Source organism: Pseudomonas sp. LAM2023, from assembly GCF_016620375.1.
GTDB classification, from domain to species: Bacteria; Pseudomonadota; Gammaproteobacteria; order Pseudomonadales; family Pseudomonadaceae; genus Aquipseudomonas; species Aquipseudomonas anuradhapurensis.
This window is the reverse complement of sequence record NZ_JAENHV010000026.1, coordinates 399,363-422,898: the sequence shown is the minus strand read 5'-3', so window position 1 is coordinate 422,898 and position 23,536 is coordinate 399,363. Positions and strand designations below refer to the sequence as shown.

Sequence of the window (23,536 nt, the reverse complement as noted above, 5' to 3'; positions counted from 1 at the left end):
CGCTCCTACAGGTGTTGTGCAGGCCTCGAAACGCTACGGGCCCCTGTAGGGGCGGCCTTGCGTCGCGATGGGCTGCAACGCAGCCCCATGGGCCTCAAGACTGCCTAGATTTCTGAACAGGGTTCGCACCAGTGGTAAATGCAGCAAAAACCAAACCCGCGCCAATCATCGACCGCCTGGTCGTGGTCGGCCTCGGCCTGATCGGTGGCTCGTTCGCCAAGGGCCTGCGTGAAAGCGGCCTGTGCCGCGAAGTGGTCGGTGTCGACCTGGACGCCCCCTCGCGCAAGCTGGCCGTGGCCATGGGCGTGGTCGACCGCTGCGAAGAAGACCTCGCTGCGGCCTGCGTGGGTGCCGATGTCATCCAGCTGGCGGTGCCGATCCTGGCCATGGAAAAACTGCTCGCCCGCCTGGCCACGCTCGACCTCGGCAACGCCGTCATCACCGATGTCGGCAGCGCCAAGGGCAATGTGGTGCGTGAGGCGCGCGCCGTGTTTGTGAGCGACGGCGGCGCACGCCTGTCGCGCTTCGTCCCCGGCCACCCGATCGCCGGTTCCGAGCAAAGCGGGGTAGAGGCGTCCAACGCCAGCCTGTTCCGCCGCCACAAGGTCATCCTCACGCCGCTGGCCGAAACCGACCCGGCCGCCCTGGCCCTGGTCGACCGCCTGTGGCGCGCGCTGGAAGCCGACGTGGAGCACATGCCGGTCGAGCGCCACGACGAAGTGCTGGCCGCCACCAGTCACCTGCCGCACCTGCTGGCCTTCGGCCTGGTCGATTCGCTGGCCAGACGCAATGAAAACCTCGAGATCTTCCGGTACGCTGCGGGAGGCTTCCGCGATTTCACGAGAATCGCTGGCAGCGACCCGACCATGTGGCACGACATCTTCCTCGCCAACCGCGATGCTGTCCTGCGCACGCTTGATACATATCGCAGCGACCTCGACGCCTTGCGCGACGCGATCGCTGAAGGGGACGGGCACCAGCTGCTGGGTGTATTCACCCGCGCTCGGGTAGCCCGCGAGCATTTCAGTAAAATCCTGGCCCGCCGGGCCTATGTGGACGCTATGAACGCCAACGATCTGATTTTCCTGGCCCAACCGGGTGGCCGCCTGTCCGGGCGAATTCGCGTACCGGGCGACAAGTCGATTTCCCACCGCTCGATCATGCTCGGCTCGCTGGCCGAAGGCACCACCGAGGTCGAAGGCTTCCTCGAAGGTGAGGACGCGCTGGCGACCCTGCAGGCATTCCGCGACATGGGTGTGGTCATCGAAGGCCCCAACCACGGTCGCGTGACCATTCACGGCGTTGGCCTGCACGGCCTCAAGCCGCCACCCGGGCCGCTGTACGTGGGCAACTCGGGTACCTCGATGCGCCTGCTGTCGGGCCTGCTGGCCGGCCAGCCGTTCGACGTGACCATGACCGGCGACGCCTCGCTGTCCAAGCGCCCGATGAACCGTGTGGCCAACCCGCTGCGCGAAATGGGCGCAGTGGTCGAGACCGGCCCGGACGGCCGTCCGCCACTGACCATCCGCGGTGGCCACAAGCTCAAGGCGCTGACCTACACGCTGCCGATGGCCAGTGCGCAGGTCAAATCCTGCCTGCTGCTGGCCGGCCTGTATGCCGAAGGCAAGACCACCGTCACCGAGCCCGCGCCTACCCGTGACCACACCGAGCGCATGCTGCGCGGCTTCGGTTACAGCGTCGAAAGCAACGGCCCGGTGGCCTCGCTGCAGTCCGGCGGCAAGCTCACCGCTACCCGTATCGAAGTGCCGGCCGATATTTCCTCGGCAGCCTTCTTCCTGGTGGCCGCGTCCATCGCCGAAGGCTCCGAGCTGGTGCTGGAGCACGTCGGTATCAACCCGACCCGTACCGGCGTGATCGATATCCTGCGCCTGATGGGCGGCGACATCACCCTGGAAAACCAGCGTGAAGTCGGCGGCGAGCCAGTGGCCGACCTGCGCGTGCGTGGCGCCCGCCTGAAGGGCATCGACATCCCGGAGGAACTGGTGCCGCTGGCCATCGACGAGTTCCCGGTGCTGTTCGTCGCCGCTGCCTGCGCCGAAGGGCGCACCGTGCTGCGTGGGGCCGAAGAGCTGCGGGTGAAGGAGTCCGACCGTATCCAGGTGATGGCCGATGGCTTGATCACCCTGGGCATCAAATGCGAGCCGACCCCGGACGGCATCATCATCGACGGCGGCCAGCTGGGCGGTGGTGAGGTGCATGGCCACGGTGACCACCGCATCGCCATGGCCTTCAGCGTGGCTTCGCTGCGCGCCAGCGCGCCGATCCGCATCCATGACTGCGCCAACGTCGCCACTTCCTTCCCCAACTTCCTGGCGCTGTGCGCCGAGGTCGGCATCCGCGTGGCGGAAGAGGGCAAGTCGTGAGTACCCTGGCGCCGGTCATCACCATCGACGGGCCCAGCGGCTCCGGCAAGGGCACCGTTGCCGGCCTGCTGGCCCGCGAACTGGGCTGGAAGCTGCTGGACTCCGGCGCGCTGTACCGCTTGCTGGCGTTCAATGCCACCAACCATGGCGTCGACCTGACCAACGAAGAGCTGCTGACCAAGCTTGCCGCCCATCTGGATGTGCAGTTCATTGCCGCCCAGCCCGGTAAGCTGCAACAAACCATCCTCGAAGGTGAGGATGTCAGCCAGGTCATCCGTACCGAAACCGTCGGTGCCGGTGCTTCGATGGTTGCCTCGTTGCCTGCGGTGCGTGAAGCACTGCTGGAGCGCCAGCGCGCGTTCCGTGAACTGCCCGGCCTGATCGCCGACGGCCGTGACATGGGCACCGTGGTGTTCCCGGATGCGCCGTTGAAGGTGTTCCTCACTGCCAGTGCGGAGGAGCGCGCACGCCGCCGCTATCTGCAGTTGAAGGGCAAGGGTGAAGATGTTAGTCTGTCGAGTCTGCTGGATGAGATTCGTGCGCGTGATGAACGTGACACCCAACGTGCAGTGGCCCCGCTGAAGCCAGCGGCCGATGCCATTCAGTTGGACTCTACCGAGTTGTCCATCGAGCAGGTGTTGCAACGTATCAAGAGTGAGCTCGCCCTGCGCGACCTGCTCTGATAGCCAGGAAAGCAGGCAGGGGCACCAGTCAACGTCCTGCCCGTTTTCCTTTACTTAAAACAGACCCACATTGTCTGGAATGTGGCGAGGGGCGTATGTTTCGCCCGAATCTACAGGAATTAAAATGAGCGAAAGCTTTGCAGAACTCTTTGAAGAAAGCCTGAAAACCCTCAATCTTCAGCCGGGTGCCATCATCACCGGTATCGTTGTCGACATCGACGGCGACTGGGTTACCGTACACGCTGGCCTGAAGTCCGAGGGCGTCATCCCGCTCGAGCAGTTCTACAACGAAGCTGGCGAGCTGACCATCAAGGTCGGTGACGAAGTTCACGTTGCGCTGGACGCGGTCGAAGACGGCTTTGGCGAAACCAAGCTGTCCCGTGAAAAAGCCAAGCGCGCCGAGTGCTGGATTGTTCTGGAAGCAGCTTTCGCCGCCGAAGAAGTGGTCAAGGGCGTTATCAACGGTAAGGTTAAGGGCGGCTTCACTGTCGACGTTAACGGCATCCGTGCGTTCCTGCCGGGCTCCCTGGTTGATGTCCGCCCTGTGCGCGACACCACCCACCTGGAAGGCAAAGAGCTGGAATTCAAGGTCATCAAGCTGGACCAGAAGCGCAACAACGTTGTCGTTTCCCGTCGCAGCGTGCTGGAAGCCGAGAACAGCGCCGAGCGCGAAGCCCTGCTGGAAACCCTGCAGGAAGGCCAGCAAGTCAAAGGTATCGTCAAGAACCTCACCGACTACGGCGCATTCGTGGACCTGGGCGGCATCGACGGCCTGCTGCACATCACCGACATGGCCTGGAAGCGCATCAAGCACCCGTCGGAAATCGTTAACGTTGGCGACGAAGTCGACGTACGCGTTCTGAAGTTCGACCGTGAGCGCAACCGCGTTTCGCTGGGTCTGAAGCAGATGGGCGAAGATCCGTGGGTAGCTATCACTGCCCGTTACCCAGAAGGTACTCGCGTACAGGCTCGCGTTACCAACCTGACCGACTACGGCTGCTTCGCTGAGCTGGAAGAAGGCGTTGAAGGTCTGGTACACGTTTCCGAAATGGACTGGACCAACAAGAACATCCACCCGTCGAAAGTCGTTCAGGTTGGCGACGAAGTGGAAGTCATGGTTCTGGACATCGACGAAGAGCGTCGTCGTATCTCCCTGGGCATCAAGCAGTGCAAGTCCAACCCATGGGAAGACTTCTCCGGCCAGTTCAACAAGGGTGACAAGATCACCGGTACCATCAAGTCGATCACCGACTTCGGTATCTTCATTGGCCTGGACGGCGGCATCGACGGCCTGGTTCACCTGTCCGACATCTCCTGGAACGAAACCGGCGAAGAAGCCGTACGTCGTTTCAAGAAGGGCGACGAGCTGGAAACCGTCATCCTGTCGGTTGACCCAGAGCGCGAGCGCATCTCCCTGGGCATCAAGCAGCTGGAAGACGATCCGTTCTCCAACTTCGTTGCTGTCAACGACAAGGGCGCTATCGTCAAGGGCATCGTGAAGGAAGTTGACGCCAAGGGCGCCATCGTCACTCTGGCCGACGACATCGAAGCTACTCTGAAAGCTTCCGAAATCAGCCGTGACCGCGTTGAAGACGCGCGTAACGTCCTGAAGGAAGGCGAAGAGATCGAAGCCAAGATCATCAGCGTTGACCGCAAGTCCCGCGTTATCAGCCTGTCCATCAAGTCGAAGGACGATGCTGAAGAGCGCGAAGCCATCCAGAGCCTGAAAAACGCTCCGGAAGCGGCTGCCGACACCACCATGGCTGCGCTGCTGCGCGAAGCAATGGCCAAGCAGAACTGAGTTCTGTTTGATCGGTAAAAAAGGGTGGCCTTCGGGCCACCCTTTTTTTTTGCGCTTCTATTGGCTGGTTTGGAGGGGGGCAGGAGGTGTTCCTCGTAAGGGGGTGTGCCTGTGAGGCCGAACGCCGCCCGCGCAGCAGGCGATCTCCCAGGCGCCACCTCCCGTGCGCCGAGCGCTAACCAGCCAAACCCCCACCCCCGCCAAGCCCCGCCAGCTAGACCATTCCGACAAAACTTCAATCTTGAATTTTTTTATTAAGTCAAGAACCACCCTGTTCAAATCCTTCCCAGCGTGCTACAAACTGGTTAAGCAATGATCTAGCTGCTTGATAACGAAGGGAAAAATATGACGAAGTCGGAGCTGATCGAACGTATTGTCACCCATCAGGGGCTGCTCTCGTCCAAGGACGTGGAGTTGGCCATCAAGACCATGCTTGAACAGATGTCACAATGCCTTGCCACCGGCGATCGCATCGAGATCCGCGGTTTTGGCAGCTTCTCGCTGCACTATCGCGCACCGCGTGTCGGCCGTAACCCGAAGACCGGCCAGTCGGTCAGCCTCGAAGGCAAGTTCGTGCCGCACTTCAAGCCCGGCAAAGAATTGCGCGACCGGGTCAATGAAGAAGAGCACGAGGCTCACACCTGATTCCACAAGGAGCAATCTGATGCGTAACCTCAAGCGCGCCCTGGCGGCGGTGTTCGTGCTGCTGTTGGCGGCTGTGGTGCTGTTCTTCGTTCTGGAAAACCAGCAAACCGTCTCGTTGGTCCTGTTCGGCTGGGCAGCTCCAGCCATGCCAGTTGCGGTGCTGGTACTTGCCGCGCTGGTGATTGGCCTGGCAATCGGGCCTTTGCTGGGGGCATACAGCGTACAGCGCAGCAAACGCAAGATCCGGGCTTCCGCACGGCAGGCGGCACTAAGCAGCAATTAACGACATTTCCTACGGCTTCTTAGGAATCCTCACCTTTGTCTGTACCGGCTGTCATGGAGTAATAGCGCACTTCATTTTCGGCCCAGGCGAGTGTGTGCAGCATGGAATATCCCGTCCTTTCCCATCACGGTGGCACCCAGGGCGTCACCGGATCCTGCCACCAGCTGCATCTTGATCCGTCGACCAGCCTGCTCATCGACTGTGGCCTGGAGCAGGGCGGCGACGCCGCGTCAGGCGCTGCATCCGCGCCGCTCGATTTCGATGTGCAGGGCATTCAGGCCCTGGTCATCACGCATGTTCACCTTGATCACGTAGGGCGCATCCCGGCCCTGTTGGCTGCGGGCTACCGGGGTCCCATCCTGTGCAGTGAACCCTCTGCCCGGCTGCTGCCGCTGGTGCTGGAGGATGCCTACAAGCTCAGCATCAGCAGCGAGCCTGCCCAGGTGGCAAGGTACCTTGAATTCCTCCGCCAGCTAATCGTGCCGCTACCTTTCGAGCAGTGGCATACGCTGGTCGAGCGCCCTGGTCTCAGCTGCCGCATTCGCCTGCAGCGCGCCGGTCATCTGTTGGGTTCGGCGTATGTCGAATGCGACATGCAGCACGAACGGATCAATACCCGCTATGTGTTTTCTGGTGATCTCGGCGCCTGCGGCAACCCCTTGCTGCGCCCCGTGCAGTCCCCGGAGCGAGCCGATCTGCTGGTTCTGGAAAGCACCTACGGCGATCGCCTGCACCCGCTGCTGGGTGATCGCGAGCAACGCCTCGAAGCTGCCATCGACCGCGCCTTGGCCGACCAGGGCACGCTATTGATTCCGGCCTTCAGCCTGGGTCGCACCCAGGAGCTGCTATACGACCTCGAAGGTATTCTTCATCGCAAGGCCTTGCTCGGCAAATCCGGCCCGTCCCCGGCTGGCGAACCAGTCGACTGGTCGCAACTACCGATCATTCTCGACTCACCCTTGGCCCAGCGCATAACCGGCGTGTATCGAGAGCTGCACGATTACTGGAATGCCGAGGCCAGGGCGCGCCTTGCCGAAGGGCGCGATCCGCTGGATTTCAGCCAGTTGATCAGCATCGACAGCCATGCACGCCACCAGCAGGTGGTCAATTACCTCAAGAGCACCGGGCGGCCGGCGATTGTCATTGCCGGCAATGGCATGTGTTCGGGTGGGCGCATCGTCAACTACCTCAAGGCCATGTTGGGGGATCCGCGGCATGAGGTGATGTTTGTCGGTTACCAGGCCAAGGGCACGCCGGGGGCGGTTATCCAGGCTAGCGAAGGGGCGGAAGGGTTTGTGCAGATTGATCTGGATGGGCGAATGTACGAGGTGCGGGCCAAAGTAATGACCTTGGGTGGGTATTCGGGGCATGCGGATCAGGCGGGGTTGGTGCGGTTTGTGGTAGGGTGCGAGCCGCTGCGGGTGGTGCTGGTGCATGGGGAGGCGAGGGCTAAGCAAGTGCTCGCTCGGGCACTGCGGGAGGCGCTTGCCCAAGTCGGTAATGAAGTGGATGTCACTATTGCGTGATGGCCATCGGGTGGGTAGGCCGCGTTGATTGGCTTGCGTTTGGCTTGCGTTATGCTCGCGAGGTGAAGCTGTACATTCAGCCTCCTCTCCAAAGCGAGATTGCTCGGTTCACCTGAAGGCACAGGCTCGCGCCCCTCTCTTCCAAGGAGGCTCTGAAAAAGACCTTCGGATTTGGCAAAATAAGTGACCTCTAACGCCGAAACAACAGATGAAACAATGAACGTGTTGTCTTCGCTGGCGCGGACTATTTCGGGGTTGGAGTGTTATGAAGTTATTTCTTGACTGGATGGACCTATAATGAAAATCCCTAGGATTGCCGTACTTCTAGCTGCCTATAATGGTATGCAGTGGTTGCCTGAACAGGTAGCGTCCATCCTAGAGCAAGATGATGTCGATGTGACTTTGTTCATCAGTGTGGACCGTTCGGATGATGGTACCGAGGCCTGGTGCGAAACAATTCAGGAAAATACCCCTGCTGTACAGGTCTTACCGTTTGGCCAGCGCTTTGGTGGGGCAGGCAAGAATTTCTTCCGTTTGTTCCGCGATGTGGATCTATCGCCATTCGATGCGGTTTCCCTGGCGGACCAAGATGATATCTGGTATCCGGATAAACTGGCGCGCGGCTATCAACACATTGCGTCGGGTAATGCTGCGTATTCGAGCAATGTCGTGGCATTCTGGCCTGACGGCCGTGAAGTGCTGGTTGAGAAACATCAGCCCCAAGTGAAATTCGATTACCTTTTCGAAGCGGCCGGGCCGGGCTGTACCTACCTACTATCCTCGGCGCTTGCTAGTCAGTTCAAGGCGTTTCTGCTGGCGAACTGGCAGGAAGTTCAGGAGGTCGCGCTACATGACTGGCTGATCTATGCCTATGCGCGGTCACAACACATGAAGTGGTTCATTGACCCCCAGGCGTCCATGCGCTACCGGCAACACGCCAGCAACCAGGTAGGGGTCAACGCCGGTATCGTGGCCATGAGGGCTCGACTAAGCAAGGTACTTTCGGGGTGGTGGTTACACCAATCCATGCATATTGCATCACTTGTCGGGATGGAAAAGTCTGAATTGGTTGCGGGATGGGCGGAACCGGACGTCAAGAGTCTGCTGCGGCTTGCGGTTAATGCCCGGCAGTGTCGTCGGCGAAATCGCGACAAGGTTTATTTCTTCGGGTTGTGTCTCATTCTTGTGTGCGCCAGGCTGGCAGGACAGAGGCTTTCATAAGCCTGCATTCCCAGGCCAGAAGGGCGAATCGTTCAACTGTGCTGAATATTATGATTAAAAATGGACTGGAAGCTGGTGCGCAACCCAAAGTCCAGGCTGGCAGCAGCAAAGAGCCCAAGAGGACGGATTGCTCGATGATTATTTTGGTGGCCGGTGGAACCGGTTTTGGACATCTGGACAGGCCACGCGTCTTGCGCCTGCCGAGCCGGGTGGGGAGCGCGTGATGGCTGGCCAAGGCAATGCGCAATGTCGCGGCCTGCTGGTAACTGGCGGCAGTGGATTTGTCGGTCGTGCGCTGCTTGAGCAGCTTGTCGCCAATCCAGCCTGGGCGCCAAGGGCGCTGGTAAGGCAGTGGCCCGCCCAACAACTTGCCGGAGTCGATTACCGCCTGTTCGGCGAATTGGCGGCAGTGGATGCCGTCAGCGGGCATTTCGAGCTGGTAGACACCGTGATCCACCTGGCTTCGCGGGTGCATGTGATGCAGGAGACCGCAACAGATCCACTAGCCGAATTCCGTCGAGTCAACGTAGATGGCACTCTGAGCCTGGCCCGCTCAGCAGCCCAGGCAGGCGTGCGGCGTTTCATTTTTGTAAGCTCGGTGAAAGTGAATGGCGAGAGCACCGACGACCGTGCGCCATTCACTGCCGATGAAGTGCCGGCGCCTCTGGATCCTTACGGCATCTCCAAGCGCGAGGCCGAAGAAGGCCTACGCCAGTTGGCGACGCAAACCGGGCTGGAAGTGGTAATTGTTCGCCCTGTGCTGGTCTATGGTCCAGGCGTAAAAGCCAACTTTCGAAGTATGATGAACTGGTTGAACAGGGGCCTGCCGCTGCCGTTCGGCGCCATTCACAATAAGCGCAGCCTGGTAGCCCTGGACAACCTGGTGGACCTGCTGGTGACCTGTATCGATCACCCGGCCGCTGCCAATCAGACCTTTCTGGCCAGCGATGGTCACGATCTATCCACCACCGAACTGTTGCAGCGCTTAGGCCAGGCATTGGGCAAGCCCGCCAGGCTTCTGCCGGTGCCTGCCATCTGGCTCAAAAGTGCGGCAATGCTGGCCGGCAAGGGCGCGTTGTCCAGGCGCCTGTGCGGTTCGTTGCAGGTGGACATCGACAAAACACGTGAAATGCTAGGCTGGAAGCCCCCGCTCGATGTCGACCAGGCACTGCGGGCCACTGCGATCAACTTTTTGAAAGAGCAAGACAAATGAAGGCATGGTGGCTCATCCCCCTCGTTGCAGGGGCATCCCTGCTTTTGACTGCGGTATTGCGGCGTTACGCCTTGAACAAGCAGATTATAGATGTGCCCAACGCGCGCAGTTCGCACACCGTGCCGACTCCGCGGGGCGGTGGTGTGGCGATCGTGCTGAGTTTTCTGGCCTGCCTGCCTGTGCTTGCGCTGTCCGATGCGGTGCCATTGTCGACATTGGTCGCCATTGGTGGAGCGGGGGGGCTGATCGCGGTGATCGGCTTCATGGATGACCACGCACACATTGCCGCCCGGTGGCGGCTGCTCGGTCACCTCGCCGCAGCTGGCTGGATGCTTTACTGGCTGGGTGGCCTGGCGCCGTTGCAGGTATTCGGTTTCACCGTCGACCTGCAGTGGTTCGGCTACATCCTGGCTGCCTTCTACGCTGTGTGGATGCTCAACCTCTACAACTTTATGGATGGCATCGACGGCATTGCTAGTGCCGAAGCGGTCACTGTATGCTTGGGCATGGTCCTGCTTGCGGCGTTGGTCGGCGCGCCGCAACTGATGGTTCTGCCGCTACTGTTGGCAGCCGCTACCGTGGGCTTTCTGTTCTGGAACTTCCCGCCAGCCAAGATCTTTATGGGTGACGCGGGTAGTGGGTTCCTCGGTATTGTATTGGCAGGCATGTCGCTGCAGACCGCCTGGGCTGCACCACAGCTGTTCTGGTGCTGGCTGATCTTGCTGGGCGTGTTCGTGGTTGACGCCACCTTCACTCTGTTCCGCCGTCTGCAGCGTGGTGACAAGGTTTACGAAGCTCACCGCAGTCATGCCTATCAGTTCGCCTCGCGCCACTACGGTAAACACTTGCCGGTGACCTTGGCAGTGGTGGCACTCAATCTATTCTGGCTGTTGCCGGTGGCTCTGTGTGTACTGTTACTGGGCCTGGACGGCGTGTTGGGCGTGATCATCGGCTATCTGCCATTGGCGTTCCTGGCCGCGCGCTGGCGCGCTGGCGAACTTGAGCACTCGCTAAAGTGATAGGGAAAGGTTGTAGCCATGTCACTTTGGAATGATTTCAGAGGTTCTATGAATAGGTTGCGCTCAAGGCTGCTTGGGCTGCCTCGGCACCACAAACGGCTGATTCAGGTGGCGGCAGACGTCATCCTGGTCTGGTTTGCGCTGTGGCTGGCGTTTGTTGTGCGCCTGGGCATTGATAACCTAGCCAACCCTGTCCGGGACCACACCTGGTTGTTCGCCACCGCGCCGATCATTTCAATTCCGCTGTTCATCCGCTTCGGGATGTACCGGGCCGTGATGCGCTATTTTGGCAATGACGCGCTGATCGCGATCATCAAGGCCGTCACCCTATCGGCGCTGATTCTGGGCTTCATCATCTATTGGGCGAGCAACCACCAGAACGTAGTGCCGCGCTCCATTACCTTCAACTACTGGTGGTTGAGCCTGATCATGGTGGGCGGGTTGCGCCTGGCCATGCGCCAGTACTTCTTGGGTGACTGGTTCAGCACTGCTGTGCAGCACGTACCCTTCGCCAACCGCGCCGATGGCCTGCCGCGGGTTGCCATCTACGGTGCCGGCTCGGCGGGTAACCAGCTGGTGGCAGCCTTGCGCATGGGCAAGGCCATGCGCCCGGTAGCTTTCATCGATGACGATGCCAGCATCACCGACCGGGTTATTGCCGGGCTGCAGGTGTACCGGCCAGAACAACTGCAACGGATGATCGACGACACCGATGCCAAGGAAGTCCTGCTGGCGTTGCCATCCGTCAGCAGGAGCCGCCGCCGTGAAATCCTCAACCTGCTCGAAGGCTACCCGCTGCATGTGCGCAGTGTGCCCGGTTTCATGGACCTGGCCAGCGGCCGGGTCAAGGTGGATGATATCCAGGAAGTGGATGTCGCCGACCTGTTGGGCCGCGATGCGGTGCCCGCCCAGCACGACCTGCTGGATCACTGCATCGTCCAGCAGACGGTGATGGTGACCGGCGCCGGTGGTTCGATAGGCTCCGAGCTTTGCCGCCAGATCCTGGGGCGGGCGCCGTGCACCCTGTTGCTTCTGGAGCATAGCGAATTCAACCTCTACACCATCGCCGCCGAACTGGAGCAACGCATCGTCCGTGAGGGCCTGACTGTACGCTTGATCCCGATACTGGGTTCGGTTCGCGACCAGGCGAAGATGCTGGACGTAATGCGTGCCTGGCAGGTCGATACCGTCTACCACGCCGCCGCCTACAAGCACGTGCCCATCGTAGAGCACAACATTGCCGAGGGTGTGTTGAACAATGTGTTCGGCACCCTATACACCGCCCAGTCGGCCCTGCAGGCTGGTGTCGCCAACTTCGTGCTGATTTCCACCGACAAGGCCGTGCGGCCGACCAATGTGATGGGCAGTACCAAGCGCCTGGCCGAAATGGTGCTGCAGGCCCTTAGCCATGAACTGGCGCCGGTACTGATGGGCGAAAAAGGCAATGTATCGCAGGTGAACAAGACCCGCTTCACCATGGTCCGCTTCGGCAATGTGCTTGGCTCTTCGGGCTCGGTTATTCCGCTGTTCTACGAGCAGATCAAGGCAGGTGGACCCCTGACCGTGACCCACCCGAAAATCACCCGCTACTTCATGACTATCCCCGAGGCAGCGCAATTGGTCATCCAGGCCGGATCCATGGGACAGGGCGGTGATGTGTTCGTGCTGGACATGGGCGAGCCGGTGAAGATTGTGGAGCTGGCGGAAAAGATGATTCACCTGTCCGGCTTCAGAATCCGCTCCGAGCGCAACCCACAAGGCGACATCGCCATTAATTTCACCGGGTTGCGCCCTGGTGAAAAGCTGTATGAAGAGCTGCTGATTGGCGATAACGTGATTGCCACGCGCCACCCCATGATCATGAGCGCGAACGAAGAGTACCTGCCATGGGATGTGCTGAAGCAGCGCCTGGATGCGCTACGGGTTGCGATCGCGGCCGATGACTTTGTCACGGTACGGCAACTGCTTCGGGATACGGTAAGTGGTTATACGCCAGACGGGGATATCGTGGATTGGCTGTATCAGCGCCGGCGTCTGGAGCCTTGAATCAGTTTTGTTGCACAACATCGGTCCGCTCGGTCTTGCCCTTGGGCTGCACTTACTTCGCCTTGATGAAACGACGGGTATAGGCCATGCATGCTAATTGCTACATACCCGGTTATAGCACCGAGGCATTCTAACCGGTGTCATAGTCGACCATTGCATGGCGCGATTTTTTGTCCGCCGGGTGCTTTCGGTTGGTACAGTCACGCCACTTCCCGGGACACGATCGAGCGTTAATGCAAGCTCTCGAAAAGTTATGCCGCCATGGTCGAATTGGCCTGTTGGCGGCGGTGTAGACAATACTTATCACGTAGAGCCTAATCTGCGGGCGCCTCTTTGATGTTCGCCCGGAGTTTCTTGCAGTTGTTCGTGTTATTCACCAGCGTGGCTTGTGCGGCAACCACCGTAAAAAGTGAAATATCATTCAGTCAGCAGTTTCTAACTGTCAATGATCACATCAGAATCAAGAGAGTATGCCACTTGTGTCAAAGCGTACCTCCCACGAGTTGGCTTCCCGAAATTCTTGCATCTCATCTGTTTTACTATTGTGTACTATGGCTGTTTTGACCAAGCTGCTCAGGTCGGCGTGTTTGTCCATAAGAAAAACTCCCGCTAGCCCATCTCGCAGGGTCATCTCTCCGAAACTAGTGGAGAGAACCGGTAAACCCAACGCACGATATTCGTAATATTTAATTGGGTCAACCGATGTCGTAAGTTCGTTCAGCTTAAAGGGAATTAATCCAACAGTAAATTCCTGCATGTGCTTCATTGCAGTCGCATGATCACAAGCTGGCAAAAGCTCGATATTGCGAGGCAGAGGCCTAGGAGGAGGAGTATAGACAGGACCAATCAAACGTATGCACATGGATGGATTAGCCTCTGCCAGATTAAATACCAAAGGCCAGTCAAACCAGTGACCGATCGTGCCAACATAGCCAAGAACAGGTTTCTCTGAGTTTTTAGTTGTGGTGCTGGGGGGCGGCAGGGTTTCAATCGCGCAGGCATTAAGCGCAAGACTAAGTTTTGAATAATAAGTAGCGAACCGATCCGCTAATGCTGTAGAGGATACTGATATCCGCGTAACCTGGGCAGCAATCTTCTGTTCCCGATGGCTCATCGCTATCCGCGATAGCCCCCGATAAAATGCCGGGAAATCATCCATTGCATCGTAAATCGACGAAACTGTGGGGTGCTGGGCAAGCACCTGTAGAGCAAGCTCGGAGGGTTTACCAATACCGATTTGGCACTGCCCCTTCTCAATAAACGCTTGAATTGCGGCCAGTGTATCGTTCCAGATCCAACGATTGAGCGCACCAGCACCTGGCAGTGGTTCAATCGGAAATGACTTTGGATGAAGAACAGTTAGCCATGCGGGCGCACTATTCACTGCCGTTTGCATTGTCGCGTTCCCTGCTGCAGCCTTTTTACACAAGCGCCGAAGATCTGCCAGCTCTGGGAATCGCGTGGCGTAGGGATCAACCCAGAGTACATTGCCGCCACGCCGGGCATGGAACCACTCCACAAACTTGTGAGGGCGCTGCGCAAAACTTGCCCAGGGTACAGGCGAGAAATATACTAAATGCATCAGACGAAATGCCCTTTGAGCACTTTAACGATCCGCTCAGGGCCATGGGGTTTCATGTGTGAGCGCTTCATTGCAGTAACGGAGGGAGAGGCGCATATTTCGCTGTGCTGGATTGTTGCCAATTCACGAATCTTTGCCCAAGGTTCATTTTTCAATGCCCGAGTCACCGGAGGCAGTCTGATGGCTTTGGGGTGGGTTCCAATTAAATACAAGTCTCTGTTCATCAGGCAATATCCAGTTCATTGAAAAGGTGCTTCCAGTCTTCGATAAACGAGGCTGCAGAGAATGTAAGTCTGGCACGCGCAACAGCATCGCAAGCATTAGCATAGTCATCAAAAACCGATTCTATGCGAGCTGAGAGTTTTTTTGTATCTCCCAGTGGATAGGTGAAGATTTGTTCATAGCCACTGACCAAATTGACGTGTGCCTTGATATCGGAAAGCACTACGGGGACAAGTGACGAAATAGCCTCTGCTGCAGATAATCCAAATGACTCCCCTTTGGACGGAGATACAAAAATTCCGCCAGCATGAGCGACTGAATTTAATAAACGCCCTGCTGAAGCGAACGCAACAGGAGGTAACACTACAGAAAGACCCTCTAGTGAACGTTTTGAAATTTCTTTGTTAAGGTCAATTTCTGGCGACGTTGGCCCACAGAATAAAAGCATAAATTCGCCTTTGCGACGATGCTCCAGTAACTGGAAAGCATCTAACAGAGACAACGGGTCTTTCAGGTGATCAAGACGCCCAAAGAAGAGTATGGGCTTTTTGGTCCAGCGAGGTAAGCAGTTGTCGAGGGAGGATCCTTGACTTGGCAGGTCCCACGGTACGAAGTTCCGCAGCTCACCGACTGGTGCGGGTAAGGCAGGAAACTCATTACGGATAAGATCGCTGAAAACAGAAGATGGAGTGATCAATCGCTCACAAGTACTGGGCAAATTGGCAAGGTAGCCCCGGTTTTCTGCATAAGAAGTGTGGCACTCCACCACATATCGCTGTGATCGTCTAACGCACAAGTCGATAGCTTGAGGGCAGTCAATGATAAATGCGAGATCATAGTCCTGATCAAACGAGGACATGATTGAGACTGATGAATTTGCGTTGAGCTCATACTGAGTCATTGCTGCCGCTAAGGGAGCTAGCCCTCCAGAGTCGTGTAAGAAATAAAAATCTACCCTTATTTCTGGGAGGTAATGTTTGAACGCTAGCGCGCGATTGAGGAGAACTCGCTCGACACCACCAAACGTAGCCCAGGGATAGATAAAGCATACTCTAGTTTGCATAGAGGCACCGCATGTTTTGGCTGTTGTTGACTCCGCTCACCAGTGTATCGAAGCGAGCATGCCATGTGGTTTGCTCTAGAAACGCATCAAGTTCCTCAAGGTTGCACTTGGATTGAAGTGCCTGCTCAAGCGCGTCAAGAGCATCCTTACGTTCGGCAAAGTATGTCATCGGGTAGTCTTTTAGGTGCCGAATACCGGTCACGATTACGGGAAGTCCAAAATAAAGATATTCGTAAATCTTAATTGGGTCGACGGCCTCAGCCAGAATACCTTCAACAAATGGAATCATTCCGGCAGACCAGCGGGAGGTATAGCGATGCAAGTCGTCTGGAAAGACTTTTCCCAATAGGCGGAGATTGGGCACTGTTGCCGACTCTTGCCTGACCCAGTCAGGTTCACCGTAACCAATAATTTCAAACGTAATATCTGTTCGACTTCTCGCAAGGTGGAAGACCTGCCGCCAGTCAAACCATGCATCAGTGAGGTGGCCGAAATAACCGATGATATGCTCATCGGTTCGTTGAGTTCCCGCGATCCCCTTCTGCTCGATGCCAATTACCTCAGGGGTATAGCCGTTGCCGATGACGCTGATGTCTGAGCGAAGGCTGGCGAACTTGTCTCGCAACGAGGGAGATACAGCGCAGACATAGTCCGATTGAAGTACCAGCGAGTCCTCTGTGGATTTTCTAAACCAAGGTGCTTGGCCAACATGGAAGAAAGCCTCCCATTCATCCATAATGTCATAAACAATTGCCAAGCCACGTTGCCGTAAAGATGGAATAAGATTGACCAATATGGGGGCAGGCATGGTAACCAAGAAGAGCGATAAATCTTGGGGTGGGCGCAGCATCTCAGCCTTGGAGATAAAATCAAAAAGTTGAACTTGGTAGACGTTCGGCCATACTTCATTGCTACCTTTTGACAAGGTATCCTTCGGCGACCATTGCCAGGCGATGAATAGCACCAAGTATCCTTGCGCAGCAAAATATTTTGCTGCGTTGATCGGTCTTTGGTTAACTAGTTCGTCAAATTCAAAGCCGCACGGAATGATGGCAATGCGCTTTGCCTGATTGGCGCTTACGAGCCATTCGCTATGTTCTATGGCATACGGGAGTGAAGAGTTACCGCCACCTTGATTTATAGCGAGGTTGTAATTTAGTCGCCTTGCAACATAGGCGTGACGCTGTCGGTTCAGTTTATTCCTTAGTTGTTCAGGTAGATGCCAATAAATAGCCTTCAGCAATGCATAGCGTTTTTCTTGTGAAAACATTGACCGCCCTAGTCTGTTAACTAGGCGAAGTGGCTGGGTCATCCTCCAGGAGCGAGAGGAAAGGAGCGATGTGATATGTCCATCGCGCTCGCCCAAGGTTTGCTTAAGGCTGGCGATCTGTCCTTCACTTTCGGCAGTGACGTCTGTAAGGCTCGCGATCTGCCCTTCACATTGGGCAATGACTTTAATAAGGGCAGCGATCTGTTCATCGCGTTCGCCTAATGCTTTGTCGAGACTGGCGATCTGCCCTTCGCGTTCGGCAATCGTGCGAGCCAGAATTTCGATTTTTTTATCGCGCGTGATCACAACCTGACGGAGATCGGCGATCTGTCCATCACGCCATGCTGAAATCCAATCGAAATTGGTGGCTTCCCATTGTTTTCGTGGGCTTGAATCACGCAGCGTTTCTGTAATTGCATGTTGCAATAACTGATGATGTTCTTTGGCTTTTTCGGCGAGAATTCCTACAGCATGTGTCGTTGAATCAGTTGACGCCTGTATCAGCGCTTTCAATGCGAAACTTAATTGCTCTACAGTTCCTGAAACAGGAACGCGAAGACTGTCAGGCACTTCAGCCCATACTGAAGCTGCCGTCATTTTGGGGTCGTATTCGTAGCACAGGGTGGGCTTTCCCATCGCAAGCGCCAGTATCTGAGCATGAAGACGCATGGCAAAAACGGCATTGCAATCTCTCAAGATTTCAATCGTTTCTGGAATAGTCAAGTTGCCGTACAGCGCGCACTGATGCGTATCGGCCAGGCGAGCCATAAGGGATTCAACGAAAGCAAAATCAGATGTAGACCGCCCGTCAATCTGATGTGATTGGAATGGCACCCAGATTAGTGTGAAGGTGCTAGGTACAACAGCCTTAATCGCGGTGACTAAGTAATCTTCCCATCCATCAATGAAGGACCAGGGGCGTAGCACTATGACTAGTTTTTTTTGAGTATGATGGAGGGCTTCTGACAGGGGACTCTTGTTTTTGTTGTCATGAATTGGCCATGCCCACACTGGATCGGGCGCAACTTTGACGGGCCTGGTTACGCCAATCTCTCGCAATAATTCAGCTGACCCTTCATCGCGCACGGAAACCCAGTCGGCTAAAGTGAAAACTTGGCTAACAATTTGTCGGCTTTGCATACTATCTAAAGGCCCGACACCTTGCGCCCAAACCAAGGTCTTTACCCCTAGTTGACGAGCCATGAAAAACGGGCGTGCATATGCCGAGATATCTCCCGGCAGGTAGTTGTAAAGCGCATTTATCGAAAATTGATGGTGGTCTTGAAATAAGCCCCCGCCGCCCAGTACGAGCAGGTCGGTATTCTGCATGGCTTGTATTAATGCGGGAAGGTCGTAAAAATCAATTGCCTCTATGCCGAGCAGGCTCTTTGTCTTTGCTGGGTCTATGCTAACTGCCGTTAACTGGCAATGCTCTTCAGTGCACCAGTTGTGAAGCAGGGACAAGAGCAAGTCGTCACCGATGTTGCCGGCGCCATAGTAACCAACGGCCATAATACGAAGGGGTGGCGTTTTTTTTGACTCAAATGAGGTCAATGTATTTTGTTCCTGCACTATGCCTCCTTCTTTAAGGCTAAAGACATTGAGTTAATGACCAGTTCATCAACTGATGGCTGAGGCGCCAACCATCCCGCTCCCCATGCTGGTTGTGGAAGCACATCAAAATGGCCTGCATATTCCAATCGGTGGTGGCGCTTGTATTCGCCACTTGTTATATCTCCAACGCCGAGTGAAATGATGTAGCGATTACCTGAAAAATTGGCCGTCAATCTCCAGCAGAATTTGTGTACCCCTTGCGGTAAAGCAGGTAGGGAGACGTTCATATTCTGCGTGGTCGCACTCCACAAGCCTATTCCATCAGTGCTTAATAATTGGATGCCGAAACAAGGGTGGGCATTGTCTCGATGTACGTTGATCGTTACTTCGACTCGTAAAACATTGCCGTGAGTAAAGTTGGTCGTCTCCTTCCCATCTTCATTCAAGATGCGCACTGACTGTATAGTGGTTTTGCTATCAGTCAACGGCTCCTTCATGACATTTAACGGGATCGAACTGTCCCCTTCGGGCCATTTCTCGGAAGTAACATCATTGATTGTCGCCGAATCTTTTGGGGTAAATACGGTGCCGCCTTCGTCCTGCACCAAATCGTCAGCATATGCCTTTACAACGTCACGGCAAGGACCATCAAGAACGAGTTCTCCATGTTTGAGGAATATGCCACGGTCACAGTACTCAATCAAAGTATTGCTAGAATGAGTGACTAGGAGTATCGAGACACCCTCTTGTTGCATTTGGCGTATTCGATTCAGGCACTTTTGCTGGAATGCTGTATCTCCTACCGCGAGCGCTTCGTCTACAACCAGTATGTCTGGCTCAACATGGATGGCTGTGGCAAAGGCTAATCGCACCGCCATACCACTGGAGTATGTTTTAATGGGGTGATCCATAAATGAACCAATATCTGCGAATGCAGCTATCGCTTCAAAACGTTTGTCTACTTCCGAGTTGCTCAATCCAAGTACGGCGGCATTTAGATAAATGTTTTCACGCCCGGTAAATTCAGGGTTGAAGCCAGATCCGAGCTCGAGTAGGGCAGCAATGCGACCATTTGTTTGCACACTACCACTCGTTGGGGTTAAGGTTCCGCAGATAAGTTGTAGCAATGTGGACTTTCCGGATCCGTTCCGTCCAATGATGCCGACGGTTTCCCCTCTTTTGATGTCAAATGAAACTTCGCTCAGGGATTTGAATTCTTCAAAGTATTGGGATGGCGCTTTCCCAACAAGTTTTTGAATGCGTGGCAGCATGAATTGTTTAAGTCGATCGCGGGGATGTGCATACATCTCATAGCGTTTACTTAAATCCCGAACTCGGATTACAAAGTCATTAGAGGACATCAGCGAAACCCTTTTTGGTTTTTTGGAACCAGGCGTAGCCTGCCCAAGCAATTACGGTAGCTGCCAGGGTATAACCGCCCAAGCCCATCCAGTCCGGCAAATGCCCCCAGATCAATACCTCCCGCGCCTGCTCGATGATGAAAGTAAGCGGGTTAGCCATTATGAATGGACGGAAACTTTCTGGTACTGCGGTCACCGGGTAGAAGACAGGGGAAAGGAACATCAATACAGTGGTAACGATGCCAATGGTTTGCCCAACGTCGCGCAAAAATACACCTAAGGATGCTAGTATCCAGGCAAGGCCGGTCGTGAGAATAATCAGAGGAAGCAATACTAATGGGGTAAAAATAGCCGTCCAGTGCAAGTATCCGTTGAAGAGTGCAAAGGCGGCCAGCAGTACCCCAAGGCTGATGAGGCTATGAAATAGCGCTGCGCCTATGGCAATGACCGGCAGAATCTCAATCGGGAATACCACTTTCTTAACGTAATTGACGTTGGAAAGAATCAAGCTCGGGGCACGGTTGAGTACCTCGCTAAACAGGCCCAGCACAATCATGCCGACAAACAGCACTACGGCGAATTGCGTTTTGCTATCATCAGCACCAATCCCGCCCCAGCGAATTTTGAAAATCTCGGAAAACACAAAGGTATACACGGTCAGCATGAATACTGGATTGAAGAAGGACCAAGCCAGACCTATGGCAGATCCTTTGTAGCGGCCCACAACCTCGCGCTTGGTCATCTGCACGATGAGCTGGCGGTTGCGCCAGAGACTCCGGGTAAGAGCCATAAGAGATGTGGGTTGGACTGCGTGGGGGTCAATCGTTTTTTGCAAGTTTGTCATGCGAAGTGCTCCACTTCTGCGAAATGCAGGCCGCGCAGCACGTTTTTGGCCGAACGACTGTGTCGGTCTTGCACTAAAGCCATGTCACGCCCGATTAGATTAACAAATGGGCCGGGATCATAGCCTGCGGGCAAGGTAATTTCTAGGGCGGCGGTAAAATCCGAGTGTAACACCCGACCAATCCGATACGGTGTGTTCATTTCTACTCAGTATCGAAGAACGCATCAAAATTCAGCGTGGCCGGCCCTAGGGGATGAGCGTGGGCTTGACCCATGCTGCCAACCAGCGGTCGTGAGCTTCGCTGCGACACCCTTGAGGTGGTGGCGCCAGATTTGTCAGCACATGCGATGCTGTCGGGCCGCTTACTGGCTGGGACGTAAACGGGGAGCCAGCGCGGTTAAGTGCCGTCTGTGAACGAGTTCGTCACGACCTGATGGTGGTCAGGATCTGAGCCGGTCGGAATTCATGTCCGACCAGCTGCCATGGCGGATCGCTAGATGCTCGACCACTGGGGCAGCTACTTAAGGCCAGGCCAAAGCCTCTGCGGTGGGGCGCTGGTCGAGCGTAGTGTGGATTCCGATGCTGGTGCAGATGAACGACGCGACGGCTGCCTCGGTAGCCGAAGGCTTCAGCGTTACCTTGAATCAGATGCCAGGCAGTGCGCGTAAAACGCAGAACTACGACCAAGGCAAGAGATGGCGCACCATGACGAATTCACCCATATACCGGCTTGGCGATTCACTTTTGCGAGACGCATAGCTCGTGGCGGCCGTAATGAGAGCATCAACGGCTGTCTCACCAATACTTACCTAAAGGCGTATTATAGTAAGAGCAATTGGATGTTATTATGTACAAGTTACATGTTCATGCATGCCAATGTTTTGCACTCGAGCGCTTCCTTGGAATGATGATCATGATGACCAGGCATTGTCCTGATGATACGACTTGCCAACGCAGATCGCCAAATCGCACTGGTTGTTGATGATCCCAGTATCTTGAATGCTGTGCTTCGATGCGGCATGACGGAGCGAGCCAGAAAGTACAGTACTCCTCAACTTTTCGGCTCCCCTTGATGGTCGTACTGCTGGCAGCAATACGGTCATCGATATAAACGGCTCTATTATTGGGAGCGTTTAATGAAGCGCATCTTTACAAGCAGCCTTCTGACTGTGGTAATCAGAAGGCCCTAGTTATCCAGGTAGACGGTCTATTTGAAACTCATGCTGACTCTTTCCTGCTGGCGAAATTGGAAAGAACGTCCAATATCCGCGCGCATGCCTCGCCGTCGCCGTAAGGGTTGTGGGCGAAGCTCATGGCAGTGTAGGTCGCTTCATCGGTAAGCAGTTGCGCCAGATGTTCGGTGATCGAAGCCACGTCGGTGCCGACCAGCTTCACGGTGCCGGCCGCAACTGCTTCCGGGCGCTCCGTAGTGTCTCGCATTACCAGCACCGGCTTGCCCAGGGCAGGGGCTTCTTCCTGGATGCCGCCGGAGTCGGTGAGGATCAGGTACGAGCGGCTCATCAGGTAGACAAACGGCAGGTAGTCCAGTGGCTCGATCAGATGAATGTTGCTGACGTCGGCCAGCAGGCGGTTGACCGGTTCGCGCACGTTGGGGTTGAGGTGCACCGGGTAAACGATGTCCACGTCAGGGAACTGGCGCGCGGTTTGTACCAAGGCCTGGCAAATGCGCTCGAAGCCGCCACCGAAGTTTTCGCGGCGGTGACCGGTGACCAGCACCATGCGGCGTTGCGGGTTCAGGAAGCTGAACTGGGTTTCGAACTGGCCTTTCAGCTGAGGGCTTTCCAGCTTGCGCACCACCTCTAGCAGTGCGTCGATCACGGTGTTGCCGGTGGTATGGATGGTCGTGGCGTCGATCCCTTCCTTCAACAGGTTGTCCTCTGAAGTGGAGGTCGGCGCGAAATGCAGGGCGGCCAATGCGCCGGTCAGGCGGCGGTTGCCTTCTTCAGGCCAGGGCGAATACAGGTTGCCTGTGCGCAGGCCGGCCTCTACGTGAGCAATAGGAATCTGCTGATAGTAGGCGGCCAGGCTGGTGGCCAGGGTTGTTGCGGTGTCGCCATGCACCAGCACCACGTCTGGCTTGAACTCGGTCAGCACAGGCTTGAGACCCTGCAGGATGGCAGTGGTCACATCGGTCAGATCCTGCCCCTGCTTCATGATGTTCAGATCGTAGTCTGGAGTGATCTCGAACAGTTCAAGCACTTGGTCAAGCATCTGGCGATGCTGGCCGGTCACGCATACACGCGACTCGAAGCGGTCGTCCTGGGCAAGTTTGAGAGCCAGGGGGGCCATTTTGATGGCCTCTGGGCGGGTGCCAAACACGGTAAGAGTCTTGAGTAACACGGCAACGTCTTCTATGCGATGGATTGAGGTGGATAGGGCAGGCGCAATGGGGCCAAAAACGAGATACGCAGAGTGGAGCCCCTATGGCAGTTGGCTGGTAGCAGACGGAATACCGCAGTGCCAGGCGCTGAATCTGATAAACCACTCGCCTCGATTCCTTCCTGAGCGGCGAGTCTTCCGGGCCCTCCAAATCTATCATCTGGCGATCGGAAAGACACCTCCAAGGGCGCGTGCTCCCCTTGGTCGAGCTGAACGCGGATGATGCCTATAAAATCGATGTCAATGTGCGTTATCGATCAATTAAATCGTTTTTAAATGTGGCTGTGGTTTGCGCCAGCCCGTCATGGCTACCCGGTGATGCCGGGGATGGGCCATGTATAGGGAGGGCGCATCCAGTCACCAAGCTGCAGGACTACCTGTTCAGGCAGGCGTGGAGGCAAACAAGGCCGCAGAGCGAC

At 56.1% G+C, this 23,536-nt stretch carries 17 protein-coding genes; 10 read left to right on the top strand and 7 right to left on the bottom strand.

Features of this window, described 5'->3' with window-relative positions:
• The first annotated feature begins 164 nt into the window (after positions 1-164).
• The 10 genes from JKP78_RS16895 (at position 165) to JKP78_RS16850 (ending at position 12,821) form a co-directional block, all read left to right on the top strand.
• The gene (locus tag JKP78_RS16895; RefSeq protein ID WP_325166812.1) at positions 165-2,384 is read left to right on the top strand and encodes a bifunctional prephenate dehydrogenase/3-phosphoshikimate 1-carboxyvinyltransferase; all 2,220 of its coding nucleotides are present in this window, start codon (positions 165-167) and stop codon (positions 2,382-2,384) included.
• Positions 2,381-3,067: a (d)CMP kinase gene (gene cmk, locus JKP78_RS16890; protein WP_170028806.1), complete on the top strand. Its 687-nt coding sequence runs from the start codon at positions 2,381-2,383 to the stop codon at positions 3,065-3,067. Before JKP78_RS16895 ends, cmk begins: the two co-directional genes overlap by 4 nt.
• A gap of 124 nt (positions 3,068-3,191) precedes the next feature.
• Positions 3,192-4,868: a 30S ribosomal protein S1 gene (rpsA, locus tag JKP78_RS16885; protein ID WP_003252673.1), complete on the top strand. Its 1,677-nt coding sequence runs from the start codon at positions 3,192-3,194 to the stop codon at positions 4,866-4,868.
• A 345-nt stretch (positions 4,869-5,213) separates the two neighbouring features.
• Positions 5,214-5,513 (top strand): integration host factor subunit beta, encoded by a 300-nt coding sequence (ihfB, locus tag JKP78_RS16880; RefSeq protein WP_013971456.1) that lies wholly within the window; start codon positions 5,214-5,216, stop codon positions 5,511-5,513.
• Between the two features lie 19 nt (positions 5,514-5,532).
• A complete protein-coding gene (locus JKP78_RS16875) occupies positions 5,533-5,796 on the top strand; it encodes a lipopolysaccharide assembly protein LapA domain-containing protein (protein ID WP_170028807.1) in 264 nt (87 codons plus the stop codon).
• A 101-nt stretch (positions 5,797-5,897) separates the two neighbouring features.
• On the top strand, positions 5,898-7,322 hold the full coding sequence (locus JKP78_RS16870; RefSeq protein WP_200627033.1) for an MBL fold metallo-hydrolase RNA specificity domain-containing protein: 1,425 nt from the start codon (positions 5,898-5,900) through the stop codon (positions 7,320-7,322).
• 297 nt (positions 7,323-7,619) lie between these two features.
• Entirely contained in the window at positions 7,620-8,543 is a 924-nt protein-coding gene (locus JKP78_RS16865) for a glycosyltransferase (RefSeq protein WP_200627032.1), read from the top strand.
• Between the two features lie 223 nt (positions 8,544-8,766).
• Positions 8,767-9,756, top strand: coding sequence for a UDP-glucose 4-epimerase family protein (locus JKP78_RS16860; RefSeq protein WP_200627112.1), 990 nt, complete (start codon positions 8,767-8,769; stop codon positions 9,754-9,756).
• Positions 9,753-10,775, top strand: coding sequence for an MraY family glycosyltransferase (locus JKP78_RS16855; RefSeq protein WP_200627031.1), 1,023 nt, complete (start codon positions 9,753-9,755; stop codon positions 10,773-10,775). Before JKP78_RS16860 ends, JKP78_RS16855 begins: the two co-directional genes overlap by 4 nt.
• 48 nt (positions 10,776-10,823) lie before the next feature.
• Positions 10,824-12,821, top strand: a complete 1,998-nt coding sequence (locus tag JKP78_RS16850; RefSeq protein WP_200627030.1) for a polysaccharide biosynthesis protein — start codon at positions 10,824-10,826, stop codon at positions 12,819-12,821.
• A 460-nt stretch (positions 12,822-13,281) separates the two neighbouring features.
• On the opposite strand, the gene JKP78_RS16845 is transcribed toward JKP78_RS16850, so the two are convergent.
• The 7 genes from JKP78_RS16845 to wecB all read right to left on the bottom strand — a co-directional run bounded on the left by JKP78_RS16845 (position 13,282) and on the right by wecB (position 23,078).
• Positions 13,282-14,217 carry a glycosyl transferase gene (locus JKP78_RS16845; protein WP_234454637.1) on the bottom strand — a complete coding sequence of 312 codons (936 nt, stop codon included), beginning with the start codon at positions 14,215-14,217 and terminating at the stop codon, positions 13,282-13,284.
• 185 nt (positions 14,218-14,402) lie between these two features.
• Complete coding sequence (locus JKP78_RS16840) at positions 14,403-14,627, bottom strand: hypothetical protein (protein ID WP_200627028.1); 225 nt, start codon at positions 14,625-14,627, stop codon at positions 14,403-14,405.
• A complete protein-coding gene (locus JKP78_RS16835; RefSeq protein WP_200627027.1) occupies positions 14,627-15,688 on the bottom strand; it encodes a glycosyltransferase family 4 protein in 1,062 nt (353 codons plus the stop codon). Before JKP78_RS16835 ends, JKP78_RS16840 begins: the two co-directional genes overlap by 1 nt.
• Positions 15,678-18,530, bottom strand: coding sequence for a polysaccharide pyruvyl transferase family protein (locus tag JKP78_RS16830; protein ID WP_200627026.1), 2,853 nt, complete (start codon positions 18,528-18,530; stop codon positions 15,678-15,680). Before JKP78_RS16830 ends, JKP78_RS16835 begins: the two co-directional genes overlap by 11 nt.
• Positions 18,530-19,873 (bottom strand): ABC transporter ATP-binding protein, encoded by a 1,344-nt coding sequence (locus JKP78_RS16825; protein WP_200627025.1) that lies wholly within the window; start codon positions 19,871-19,873, stop codon positions 18,530-18,532. The genes JKP78_RS16830 and JKP78_RS16825 overlap by 1 nt, the downstream gene beginning before the upstream one ends.
• Positions 19,863-20,696 (bottom strand): ABC transporter permease, encoded by an 834-nt coding sequence (locus JKP78_RS16820; RefSeq protein WP_442794007.1) that lies wholly within the window; start codon positions 20,694-20,696, stop codon positions 19,863-19,865. The genes JKP78_RS16825 and JKP78_RS16820 overlap by 11 nt, the downstream gene beginning before the upstream one ends.
• Positions 20,697-21,935: 1,239 nt before the next feature.
• Positions 21,936-23,078, bottom strand: a complete 1,143-nt coding sequence (wecB, locus tag JKP78_RS16810) for a non-hydrolyzing UDP-N-acetylglucosamine 2-epimerase (RefSeq protein WP_200627022.1) — start codon at positions 23,076-23,078, stop codon at positions 21,936-21,938.
• Between the last annotated feature and the right edge of the window lie 458 nt (positions 23,079-23,536).